Origin of the sequence: Microbacterium sp. TPD7012, assembly GCF_003075395.1 — a bacterium.
Lineage (GTDB): Bacteria > Actinomycetota > Actinomycetes > Actinomycetales > Microbacteriaceae > Microbacterium.
The window spans coordinates 229,092-241,091 of record NZ_QDFV01000002.1; the positions used below are offsets into that span (position 1 = coordinate 229,092).

Sequence of the window (12,000 nt, forward strand, 5' to 3'; positions counted from 1 at the left end):
CTGTCGGGAGGGTTGTCCGAGCGGCCGATGGAGCTGGTCTTGAAAACCAGTGGGCAGAGATGTCTCGTGGGTTCGAATCCCACACCCTCCGCATACTGAAACCCGAAAGGCCACGAGTGAGCGAGAACTCCCGACGGCGTCGCACCATCGCGCGACACGGTCAGCAGCGCACCCCGGGGGCAATCGGGCAGCTGTTGAAGTTCCTCGCCATCGGCCTCGCCGTGGTGCTCGTCAGCGGTTTCGGCGTCGGCGCGTACATCCTCTACGACTTCTCCAGCACGGTCTCCGCCAACGCGGTCGACCTCGAGGGGCAGGAGCAGCTCCCGCCGGACATCGGAGAGTACAAAGAGGGCTTCAACCTCGTCCTCACCGGTGTCGACACGTGCGAGGAGAAGTACAAGGACCTCTTCGGCGATCGCTGCACCGGCGCGGACTCCGAAGGCACGCTCAACGACGTGAACCTCCTGGTCCACGTCTCGCAGGAGCCTCGTCGCATCACCGTCGTCAGCTTCCCCCGCGACCTGATGGTCCCGATCCCGGAGTGCACCGACCCCGAGGGTGAAGTGCACTCGGGCATGAGCAAGCAGCCGCTCAACGTCGCCTACACCGACGCCGGGCTGAACTGCGTCGCCAAGACGATCTCCGCGCTCACCGGGCAGGAGATCCAGTTCGCTGCCTCGGTCACCTTCGGCGGCGTGATCGAGATCACGAACGCGATCGGCGGCGTCGAGGTCTGCCTCGCCAGCCCGATCGACGACGTCTACACCGGCCTCGACATGGAGGCGGGAACGCACTACCTGCAGGGCCTGCAGGCGCTGCAGTTCCTCCGCACCCGCCACGGCGTCGGCGACGGCAGCGACCTCGGACGCATCGGCAACCAGCAGCAGTACATGTCGAGCCTGGCTCGCGCGCTGATCAGCGGTGAGACGCTCGGCAACGTGCCGGTCATGCTGAAGCTCGCGAACATCGGTCTCAACAACCTCGAGACCAGCACCTCGCTCGCCGACCCGATGAAGATCGTGCAGATCGCCCTGGCCGTGAAGTCGGTGCCGTTCGAGGACATCGTCTTCCTGCAGTACCCGACCGTCGGCGACAGCGACGATCCGAACAAGGTCGTGCCGAACGAGCAGGCGGCGAGCGTCATGTGGGACGCCATCGCGGCGAACGCGCAGCTGCAGATCACGCACCAGAACACCAGCAACGACGGTGTGGTCGTGCAGGACCCGGCGGTCCCGGTCGAAGGCGCGACACCGGACCCGACGGTGGTCCAGCTCCCCGACACGATCAAGGGCAACTCCGCCGCGCAGCAGACCTGCTCGAACGGCAACGTCCGCGAATAGCATCCTCCGCGCTTGCAGCGCGTTTGCGCGATCCTGCAAGAACTTGCGTACACTGACCTCATGTCGAAGCGACTCGCCGAGGTGGCGCGCAAGGTCGGTGTGAGCGAGGCCACGGTCAGCCGCGTGCTGAACGACAAGCCGGGCGTCTCGAGTGCGACGCGCCAGGCGGTGCTGACCGCTCTCGACGTGCTCGGCTACGAGCGGCCGACGAAGCTGCGGGGCGAGCGTGCGCGACTGGTCGGCCTCGTGCTGCCCGAGCTGCAGAATCCGATCTTCCCGGCTTTCGCCGAGATCGTCGGCGGCGCCCTGACGCAGAACGGGTACACGCCCCTGCTGTGCACGCAGAACGCGGGCGGCGTCACCGAGTCGGACTACATCGACCTGCTCCTCGCCCAGCAGGTGTCCGGAGTGATCTTCCTCGGCGGCAACTACACGCAGGCGGATGCCGCGCATCAGCACTACGAGAGGCTCCGCCAGGTCAACCTGCCGACCGTGCTGGTCAACGCCCGCGTCCCCGAGCTGCAGTTCGCCACGGTCTCCACCGACGATGCCGCCGCCGCCGAGCAGGCCGTCCTCCACGTGCACCAGCTGGGGCACCGGCGGATCGGCCTCCTGCTCGGCCCGGGCGATCATGTGCCGTCGCAGCGGAAGCTCGACGCCGCGCGCCGACTGCTCGAGCGACTCGGCACCCCGCTCTCCGACGACCTCGTCGTCCGCGGCATGTACTCCCTCGAATCGGGGCAGGCCGGGGCTGCACGCCTCCTCGAGGCCGGGGCGACCGCGATCGTCTGCGCGAGTGATCCGATGGCGCTCGGCGCCGTGCGCGCGGCCCGCCGCGCGGGCTTCTCGGTCCCCGGAGACGTGAGCGTGGTCGGCTTCGACGACTCCGCCCTGATGAGCTGCACCGAACCGCCCCTGACGACGGTGCGTCAGCCGATCGAGTCCATGGGGCGGGCGGTGATCGCCCTCCTCCTCGCGCAGATCGCCGGCACGGCTCAGCCGATCGACGAGCTCCTCTTCGAGCCCGAGCTCGTCCTCCGGGCGTCGACGGGACCTCTGGCCTGACCCTTCGGGATCCGGTCGCCCCGCCGCCGACTTTCATGCGGTCCGCAAGAATCGCAAAATTGCGACAGATTGTTTAGTTCTTGCGTTAAACGTGAGGTAAAGCTACATTCGGGACATCGCCACCGACGACGAGGAGTTCCGTGGACACCGATGTTCTGCGCAGCACCGCCCCCGTGCCTGCACGCACCGCCACCCTGCCGGCGGATGAGGGATGGTGGCGCACGGCCGTGATCTACCAGGTCTACGTGCGCAGCTTCGCGGACGGGAACGGCGACGGTGTCGGCGACCTCGCCGGAGTCCGCGCGCGCCTCGGGTACCTCAAGAGCCTCGGCGTCGATGCTCTCTGGTTCAACCCCTGGTACCGGAGCCCGCTGGCCGACGGCGGATACGACGTGCAGGACTACCGCGACATCGACCCGCGGTTCGGCACGCTGGAGGAGGCGGAGCAGCTCATCGCCGAGGCCCTCGCGCTCGGCATCCGCACGATCATCGACATCGTTCCCAATCACATCTCCGATCAGCACGAGTGGTTCCAGCGTGCACTGGCCGCGGGCCCGGGGAGTCCCGAGCGCGAGCGCTTCTGGTTCCATCCCGGGCGTGGGGAGAACGGCGACGGCATCCCCACCAACTGGGTCTCCAGCTTCCAGGGCGAGACCTGGACGCGCACGCGGAACCCCGACGGCACGCCCGGTGAGTGGTACCTGCACCTGTTCACGCCCGAGCAGCCGGACCTCAACTGGAACCACCCCGACGTGAGGCGCGAGCACGAGGACATCCTGCGCTTCTGGTTCGACCGCGGGGTCGCCGGCGTGCGCATCGACTCCGCCGCGCTGCCGGTCAAGGACGCGGCCCTCCCGGATCTGCCTCCCGGGAGCGCGCCGGCGATCGGGCATCCGCACATCGATCGCGACGAGCTGCACGACATCTACCGGGACTGGCGCGCCGTCGCCGACGAGTACGACGGCGAGCGGGTGCTCGTGGGGGAGGTGTGGCTCGAAGACGCCGAGCGCTTCGCCCGCTACCTGCGCCCCGGCGAGATGCACACCGCTTTCAACTTCGGCTTCATGACGCAGCCGTGGAGCGCGCAGGCCATGCGCGACTCGATCACCCGCACGCTCGCCGAGCATGCGCCCGTGGGCGCCCCGGCCACCTGGGTGCTGTCCAACCACGACGTCACCCGCCCGGCGACGCGCTACGGCCGGGCCGACTCCTCGTTCGCCTTCGATCGCAAGCGCTTCGGGACCCCGACCGATGCCGGGCGCGGGCGGGAGCGGGCGCGCGCCGCCGCGCTGCTCGTGGCAGCCCTCCCCGGCAGCCTCTACATCTATCAGGGCGACGAGCTGGGGCTTCCGGAGGTGGAGCTGCCGCTCGACGCGATCGAGGACCCCATGCACTTCCGCTCCGGCGGGGTCGACCCGGGTCGGGACGGATGCCGCGTGCCGCTGCCCTGGTCCGGCACCGCGACCCCCTACGGGTTCGGCGGGACGCCCTGGCTCCCGCAACCGGGGGACTGGGCGCCCCTCAGCGTCGACGCGCAGGAGCACGACCCGGCATCCACGCTGAATCTGTACCGCGACGCGATCGCGCTGCGCCGCGACGTCGAGGACCTCGCCGAAGGCGGCTTCTCGTGGCTGGAGCTCGGCGCCGACGTGCTGGCCTTCCGGCGCGGCGACGGCGTGCTGAGCATCACGAACCTCGGCCCCGCCCCGGTGCCGCTGCCCGCGCACCACGAGGTCCTCCTCACCAGCACGCCGCTCGACGGCGTGCTGCCCCCCGACTCCACGGCCTGGCTCGCCCTGCGCCCGCTGCCGGAGCGCGCCGGCGGAGCGCACCACTGAACCCTGCACGACCCGATCAGCAATCACATGGAAGGAAAGACGATGAAGTCACCGAAGAGGACCCTGGTCGCCGGCGTCGCCGTGCTGGCCACGGTCACCGCTCTCGCCGGCTGCTCCGCAGGCGGAAACGAGGGCAGCGCGAGCGGCAAGACCGAGCTGCGCGTCGCGACGTTCCCGCCCGGCGCCGATGCCGCGGCCTACGACGCGTTCGCGGCGCAGGAGAAGCAGTTCGAGAAGGAGCACCCCGACATCGACATCATCGGGGTCGAGTACGAGTGGGAGGGTCCGACCTTCGCCGTCCAGCTCGCCGGCGGCAGCCTGCCCGACGTCTTCACCGTGCCGTTCACCGACTCCAAGACGCTCCTCGAGAACGGGCAGCTCATGGACGTCACCGATGCCATCGACGAGCTCGGGTACACCGATCGGTTCAACCCGATCATCCTCGACGGCGTCACGGGCGACGACGGCAAGCTCTACGGGTTCCCGCGCCAGGCCTACGCCGCGGCACTCCACTACAACCGCGATCTGTTCGAGCAGGCGGGTCTCGACCCCGACAACCCGCCGCAGACGTGGGACGAGATCCGCGAGGCCGCGAAGGCGATCACGGACGCCACCGGCAAGGCCGGCTACGCGCAGATGGCGATCAACAACACCGGCGGCTGGCAGCTCACCTCGCAGACCGTCGCCCGCGGCGGACGCACGCAGACCGACAACGGCGACGGCACGGCGGAGTCGACCATCGACAACGATGCGACGAAGGCAGCGCTCCAGTTCCTGCATGACGTGAAGTGGACGGACGGCTCCTTCGGATCGAAGGTCGACCTCGACTGGGGCACGATCAACCAGGAGTTCGCCGCCGGCAACATCGGCATGTACACGTCGGGCTCCGACATCTACACGGCGCTGGTGCGCGACTTCGGCATGGACTCCGCGATCTACGGCATGACCGTGGTCCCGCTCGAGGGCGACGACCCCGGCACGCTCGGCGGCGGCGACATCGCCGTGATGAGCCCGACCATCGACGAGACGACCAAGGCGGCCGGCGTCGAGTGGATCGACTGGTACTACATGCAGAAGCTCATGGACAAGGACGCCGCGGTGCTCGACGCCAAGACGCTCGACGAGTCGGGTCAGGCGGTCGGCACGCCGCTGCTGCCGGTGCTCAGTCGTGAGCTCTATGACGAGTCGCAGGAATGGATCGCGGACTACATCAACGTCCCCGTCGACCAGATGAAGCCGTTCAGCGAGCGCATCTGGGATCAGACGCCGGTCGGCGAGCCGAAGGTGAAGACCCAGGAGGTCTACTCGCTTCTCGACTCGGTCGTGCAGACCGTGCTCACGGACCAGAACGCCGACATCGACGCTCTCCTCGCTCAGGTGCAGACCGAGGCGCAGGCGAAGCTCGACGAGTAGTCGATGACGATGACGCTCTCCGAACAGCGGGCGGCGGTGGAGGATTCTCCGCCGCCCGCTGCGCGCCGACCCCGCCGCCGCTCACCGCTCACCTGGTATCGCGGCGGCGGGCTGGCGAACCTCGTGTTCGTCCTGCCGATGCTGTTCGTGTTCGTGTTCTTCTCCTGGTCGCCGATCGTGCAGTCCGTGATCATGAGCCTGCAGAAGACGAACCTGATCGTCGCGGAATGGGTCGGCTTCGACAACTACCTCGCGGTGATCGGCGACCCCGAGCTCGGTCGGGCCGTGATCAACACGCTCTGGTTCGCGGTGCTCGCGCTGCTCTTCGGGTTCCCGCTGCCGCTGCTGATGGCGGTGCTGATGAGCGAGGTCCGCCGCGGCAAGGGTCTCTACTCCGCCCTTGCTTATCTCCCGGTCGTCATCCCCCCGGTCGTCGCCGTGCTGCTGTGGAAGTTCTTCTACAGCGCCGATCCGTCGGGCGTCTTCAACACCGTGCTCGGCTGGGTGGGCATCGCGCCGCAGCCGTGGATCCAGGATGCCGTGCAGGCGATGCCGTCCCTCGTGCTCGAAGCGACTTGGGCCGGGGCCGGCGGCTCGATCATCATCTACCTCGCCGCTCTGCTGGGCGTCCCACCCGAGCTCTACGACGCGGCGGAGGTCGACGGCGCCGGCATCTGGAAGAAGGTCTGGCACGTCACGCTGCCGCAGCTGCGCGGCATCCTCTTCATCATGCTGATCCTGCAGGTCATCGCGACCGCGCAGGTGTTCCTCGAGCCGTTCCTGTTCACCGGCGGCGGTCCTGCCGGCGCGACGAAGACCGTGCTGCTGTACATCTACGACAAGGCCTTCCGGAACAGCCTGGGCGGCGACTACGGCGAGGCGACCGCGGTCTCGGTGCTGCTCGCGATCGTGCTGGCCGTCCTCTCCTGGCTGTACTTCAAACTGACCGACCGATGGAGCACGACATGAGCCTCGCGACCCGCCTCTCGACGCGCGCGGCGGAGCGAGCCGCAGAACGCGCCGCCGACCGCGTGGGGGATCGCACCGTGATCTCCGACTCGGAGCGCCGGCGAGCCGGCATCCGCGTCGGGATGTCGATCACGCACGTGTTCCTCGCAGTCGGGCTGGTGGTCGCCGGACTCGGGCCGATCCTGTGGCTCGCGAAGTCGGCGGTGACGCCCACGCAGGACACCCTGCAGCAGCCCTTCGCGCTCTGGCCGAACGGCATCGACTGGGCGAACCTTCAGACGGCGTGGAACGACATCCACATCGACCAGTACTTCCTGAACACGGTCGTCATCGCGCTCGGCGCCTGGTTCGTGCAGCTGTTCATCGCGACGACCGCGGGCTACGCGCTGTCCGTGCTGCAGCCGCGGTACGCGCCGCTGCTGAACGCGCTCGTGCTCGCCACGCTGTTCATCCCCGGCATCGTGCTGCTGGTGCCGCTGTACCTGACGATCGTGCATCCGCCGCTGCTGGGCGACGTGAGCCTGCTCAACAACTACCTCGCGGTGTGGCTGCCGATGGGGGCGAACGCCTTCAACATCCTGCTCGTGAAGCGGTTCTTCGACTCGCTGCCTCGTGAGGTCTTCGAGGCCGCCCGCACGGACGGCGCGGGCCCGTTCCGCCTGTTCTGGTCGATCGTGCTGCCGATGTCGAAGCCGATCCTCGGCGTCGTGTCGGTGTTCGCGATCATCGCCGCGTGGAAGGACTACCTCTGGCCGATGCTGGTGCTGCCCGACCCCGCCGTGCAGCCGCTGTCGGTGCGGCTTCCCGCCGTGCAGTCGCAGACCGAGCTCGACGTCTTCCTCGCCGCGCTCGCGATCGCCACGCTCATCCCGATCGCGATGTTCCTGATCTTCCAGTCCGTGTTCCTGCGCTCGGCAGGACTCGGGGGAGCGGTGAAGGGCTAGTCGCCGCGCGCGGGCGACGGGGCCAGCGCGTCGATCAGCGCGGCCATGATGCCGGGCATGTCGACCGTCGGGTCGATCATCCACTGCAGCTGCAGGCCGTCCGATGCCGCCTGGATGATCCGCGCCAGGGTGTCGGGGTCGAGGGCCGGACGCTGGTCGTCGTTCGTGAAGCTCTCGGCGATGCTCGAGCGCAGCCGCTCGCTGCGCTCGAGGAAGTAGTCGTGCGCGGGATGAGCGGGGTCGGCGGCATCCACCGCGAGTCGTGAGAACAGGGCGACCAGGCCGGGCACCTGCGTGTTGTGGCGGATGACCTCGAGGAAGCCGTCCCTCGCCCCCTCCGCGTCGAGGAAGGCGGGATCGAGGCCGTCGTGCTCGTCGCGCTTGCGCAGCACCGCGGTGAAGAGCTCCTCCTTCGAGCCGAAGTAGTGCAGGAGGGCGGCGGGAGTCACACCGACGACTTCGGCGATCTCCTTGAGAGACGCGTTCTGGTATCCCTTCCGGCCGATGACGTCGAGCGCGCTCTCGAGGATCTCCTCGCGTCGCGCGACGCCCTTCGCGTAAGAACCTCGGACAGCCATGAGTCGAGACTAATCCTGAATGACGTTTGGAATCTAATACTGAAGCGCATATAGTTTTCGCAAGGACACCGCCGTCGCTGCGAAAGGAAGACCATGACCGAGATCTCGGCCTCCGACCTGACCCTCGAGGAGAAGGCGTCGCTGACCAGCGGCGCGGACTTCTGGACCACGAAAGCGGTCGATCGGGCCGACATCCGCTCGGTGATGATGACCGACGGCCCGCACGGCCTCCGCAAGCAGATGGGCGGCACGGATCACCTGGGTCTCGCCAGCAGCGTTCCGGCGACCTGCTTCCCGCCCGCCGTCGGCATCGGTTCGTCGTGGGATCCGGAGCTCATCGAGCGGGTCGGCGCGGCGATCGGCGTCGAGGCCGCGATCGAAGACGTCGCGGTCGTGCTCGGACCCGGGATCAACATCAAGCGGTCGCCGCTGTGCGGGCGCAACTTCGAGTACTTCTCCGAGGATCCGATCGTCTCGGGCGTGCTCGGCGCCGCCTCCGTGCGCGGCGTGCAGTCGCAGGGCGTCGGCACGTCGCTCAAGCACTTCGCCGCGAACAACCAGGAGTTCGACCGGATGCGTGCGAGCTCCGACGTCGATCCTCGTCCGCTGCGCGAGATCTACCTGCGCGGCTTCGAGCGGGTCGTGAAGGATGCCGTGCCGTGGACGGTCATGTGCTCGTACAACAAGCTCAACGGCGTCTGGACCTCGGAGGACCCGTGGCTGCTCACGAGCGTGCTGCGCGAGGACTGGGGCTTCGACGGGCTCGTCGTCTCGGACTGGGGTGCCGTGAACGACCGCGTCGCCGGCGTCGCCGCGGGGCTCGACCTCGAGATGCCGGCATCCGGCGGACGCACCGACGCGCAGCTCGTCGCGGCCGTGCGCGCCGGGACGCTCGATGAGAGCGTGCTCGACACCGCCGCCGCCCGCATCGTCGACCTCGTGCGCAAGGCGGGTGAGCGCCCCGTCGTCGATGGTCCGCTCGACGTCGACGCCCATCATGCTCTCGCCCGCGAGGCGGCCGGTCGGTCGATCGTGCTCCTCAAGAACGAGGCCCTTCGCGCGGTTCCCGAGCCTGTCGAAGGGCAGGGGCCCGTCCTGCCGTTCGCGCCGACGCAGCGGATCGCGGTCATCGGCGCCTTCGCGACGGAGCCCCGCTTCCAGGGCGCCGGTTCCTCGCTGATCAACCCCACCCGCGTGGACACGGCGCTCGACGCGCTGCGAGCCGTCGGCGGCGACCTCGTGTCCTACGCTCCGGGCTTCGCCGTCGAGGGCGGTGCGATCGCGGCATCCGGTCGTCCGGCGGACGAGCTGCGGGCCGAGGCCGTCGCGGTGGCTGCCGCCGCCGAGGTGGCCGTGGTCTTCCTCGGCCTGCCCGCAGCGGAGGAATCCGAGGGCTTCGATCGCGAGCACATCGACCTTCCTGCCGACCAGCTCGTCCTGCTCGATGCCGTGGTCGACGCGAATCCGCACACGGTGGTCGTCCTGTCCAACGGCGGCGTGGTCGCCCTGCCCTTCGCCGACCGCGTGCCCGCGATCGTGGAGAGCTGGCTGCTCGGCCAGGCGGGAGGCAGCGCCGTCGCCGACGTGCTCTACGGTGCCGTCAACCCCTCGGGGAAGCTCACCGAGACGATTCCGGTGCGCCTGGCGGACAACCCCTCCTTCGGCAACTTCCCCGGTGAGTTCGGGCACGTCCGCTACGGTGAGGGCCTGCTCGTCGGCTACCGCTGGTATGACGCGAAGGGGCTCGACGTGACGTTCCCCTTCGGTCACGGGCTGTCCTACACGACCTTCGCCTACGGCAGCACGACCGCCGAGGTCGACCCCGACGGCGACATCGTCGTGCACCTCGAGGTGACGAACACGGGTGACCGCGACGGACGCGAGGTCGTGCAGGTGTACGTCGCGCCGGTCCGGTCGATCGTGCAGCGCGCGCCGCGCGAGCTCAAGGCCTTCGCCTCTGTGGAGCTCGCCGCCGGAGAGACCAGGACCGTCGAGCTCGTGGTGCGCCGCCAGGACCTCGCGTACTGGGACGTGCGCGTGGATCGGTGGATCGTCGAGGGCGGCGAGTACACCGTCGATGTCGCCGCATCCAGCCGCGACATCCGCGCGACGGTCTCGGCGCAGGTCGAGGGGGACGAGATCCTCCTCCCGCTCACGCTGAACTCCTCGGTCGGAGACGTCCTGGCGCACCCGATCGCCGGGCCGATCGTCATGGGCGCCCTCGGCGGCTTCCTCGGCGAGCTGTCCGGTGCCGACTCCTCGGCGGCGTCGATGATGCCGAACGACGAGGCGATGGAGAAGATGATGGCCTCGTTCCCGATCGGCCGACTCATCGGCTTCCCCGGCGTCGACGTCTCGCACGAGCAGGTCGAGCAGCTGCTCGCGGCCGCGAACGCGGGTGGTTCCGTCCCGGCGTGACCGATGGCTCCCGCTACCCGCGCGGTTCGAAGCGCGTGGGGGCGTGGGTCGCCGCGACCAGCGCGCGCAGATCCTCCAGCGTCGAAGGTGCGGCGTCGAGCGCGCGCGCCTGCACCAGCACGTTGCCGAGAGCGGTCGCCTCGACGGGGCCGGCCAGCACGGAGAGGCCCGTGCGGTCGGCCGTCGCCTGGCAGAGCAGGCGGTTGAGCGACCCGCCGCCGACGAGGTGGATGCTGTCGATCTCGCGTCCGGCGAGAGCGGATGCCGTCTGCACGGCCTCCGCGAACGCCGCCGCGATCGACTCGACGATGCTCCGCGCGAAGCCCGCTCTCGACGACGGAGCGTCCGCGCCCAGAAGGGCCGCGATACGGGTCGGCATGTCGCCCGGCGCGCTGAGCGACGGGTCGTTCGCATCGAACAGCGGCACGTCCTCGTCGACGGCGGATGCCGCGGCCAGCAGCTCCGGCAGGTCGACGGGTGTGCCGTCCTCGGCCTCCCAGGCGCGCACCGTCTCGCTGAGCAGCCAGAGCCCGGTGACGTTGTGCAGGAACCGGTAGCGGCCATCGACGCCGAGCTCGTGCGTGAAGTTCGCGTCGCGCGCGGCATCCGTCAGCACCGGGTCGGTCAGCTCCAGACCCACGAGGCCCCAGGTGCCGCACGAGATGTACGCCGCCGAGGGCGTGGCCATCGGCACCGCTGCGACCGCGGAGGCGGTGTCGTGCGAGCCGACGGCGATGACCGGCAGTCGGGCGCCGATGCGCTCGACCAGCTCGGGGCGGAGTTCGCCGACCACCGTGCCGGGGTCGACGAGATCCGGCAGCAGGGCGGCGGGGATGCCCAGCCGATCTGCGAGCTCGGTGTCCCACTCCCCGCTCCCCACGCGCAGCAGCCCTGTCGTCGAGGCGTTGGTGCGCTCGGCGACGCGCGCTCCGGTGAGGAGGAAGGCGAGGAGATCCGGGATGAGCAGCGCCGTGTCGGCGTCGTCGAGGCGCGTGTCGACGCGGTACTGGTACAGGGTGTTGAACGGCAGGAACTGCAGGCCGTTGCGACCGTAGAGCTCGGTGAAGGGGGCGATCGCGTGCACCTCCTCGACGCCGCGCGCCGTCCGCTCGTCCCGGTAGTGGAAGGGCTCGGCGAGCAGCTCGCCGTGCGCGAGGAGTCCGTAGTCGACGGCCCACGAGTCGATGCCGATGCTCTCGATCGCCGGCTCCCGTCGGACCGCCTGCGCCAGCCCCTCGACCACGTGCTCGTACAGCGCCGCGAAGTCCCAGTGCAGGCCGTCCTCGCGTTCGACGGGGCCGTTGGGGAAGCGGGAGACGAGCTCGAGCTCGAGCGTGCCCTCGTCGACGCGCCCGATCATGACCCGACCGCTGGTCGCCCCGAGGTCGACGGCCGCGACGGCGCGCAGGGTCATGACGTCCTCCCGACCGAGGAG

9 protein-coding genes and 1 tRNA gene are annotated in these 12,000 nt (G+C 69.4%); 8 read left to right on the forward strand and 2 right to left on the reverse strand.

Features of this window, described 5'->3' with window-relative positions; all coding sequences use genetic code 11:
• The first annotated feature begins 6 nt into the window (after positions 1-6).
• From DC434_RS05150 to DC434_RS05180, 7 genes are all read left to right on the forward strand, one after another.
• A tRNA-Ser gene (locus DC434_RS05150) sits at positions 7-91 on the forward strand.
• Between the two features lie 25 nt (positions 92-116).
• Positions 117-1,340, forward strand: a complete 1,224-nt coding sequence (locus DC434_RS05155) for an LCP family protein (RefSeq protein WP_116634219.1) — start codon at positions 117-119, stop codon at positions 1,338-1,340.
• A 60-nt stretch (positions 1,341-1,400) separates the two neighbouring features.
• Positions 1,401-2,405 (forward strand): LacI family DNA-binding transcriptional regulator, encoded by a 1,005-nt coding sequence (locus tag DC434_RS05160; RefSeq protein ID WP_116634220.1) that lies wholly within the window; start codon positions 1,401-1,403, stop codon positions 2,403-2,405.
• A gap of 173 nt (positions 2,406-2,578) precedes the next feature.
• Entirely contained in the window at positions 2,579-4,243 is a 1,665-nt protein-coding gene (locus tag DC434_RS05165) for a glycoside hydrolase family 13 protein (RefSeq protein WP_243408863.1), read from the forward strand.
• Between the two features lie 42 nt (positions 4,244-4,285).
• Positions 4,286-5,656, forward strand: coding sequence for an extracellular solute-binding protein (locus tag DC434_RS05170; RefSeq protein ID WP_116634222.1), 1,371 nt, complete (start codon positions 4,286-4,288; stop codon positions 5,654-5,656).
• A 3-nt stretch (positions 5,657-5,659) separates the two neighbouring features.
• Positions 5,660-6,625 (forward strand): sugar ABC transporter permease, encoded by a 966-nt coding sequence (locus DC434_RS05175; RefSeq protein ID WP_207769908.1) that lies wholly within the window; start codon positions 5,660-5,662, stop codon positions 6,623-6,625.
• Positions 6,622-7,569 (forward strand): carbohydrate ABC transporter permease, encoded by a 948-nt coding sequence (locus DC434_RS05180; RefSeq protein ID WP_116634223.1) that lies wholly within the window; start codon positions 6,622-6,624, stop codon positions 7,567-7,569. Before DC434_RS05175 ends, DC434_RS05180 begins: the two co-directional genes overlap by 4 nt.
• Here the strand turns inward: DC434_RS05180 and DC434_RS05185 are convergent.
• Positions 7,566-8,147, reverse strand: a complete 582-nt coding sequence (locus DC434_RS05185) for a TetR/AcrR family transcriptional regulator (protein WP_116634224.1) — start codon at positions 8,145-8,147, stop codon at positions 7,566-7,568. The genes DC434_RS05180 and DC434_RS05185 overlap by 4 nt on opposite strands.
• Positions 8,148-8,240: 93 nt before the next feature.
• On the opposite strand from DC434_RS05185, the gene DC434_RS05190 reads away from it, so the two are divergent.
• Positions 8,241-10,565: a glycoside hydrolase family 3 C-terminal domain-containing protein gene (locus DC434_RS05190; RefSeq protein WP_116634225.1), complete on the forward strand. Its 2,325-nt coding sequence runs from the start codon at positions 8,241-8,243 to the stop codon at positions 10,563-10,565.
• A 13-nt stretch (positions 10,566-10,578) separates the two neighbouring features.
• On the opposite strand, the gene DC434_RS05195 is transcribed toward DC434_RS05190, so the two are convergent.
• Positions 10,579-11,979, reverse strand: a complete 1,401-nt coding sequence (locus DC434_RS05195) for a rhamnulokinase family protein (RefSeq protein WP_116634226.1) — start codon at positions 11,977-11,979, stop codon at positions 10,579-10,581.
• Positions 11,980-12,000: the final 21 nt, after the last annotated feature.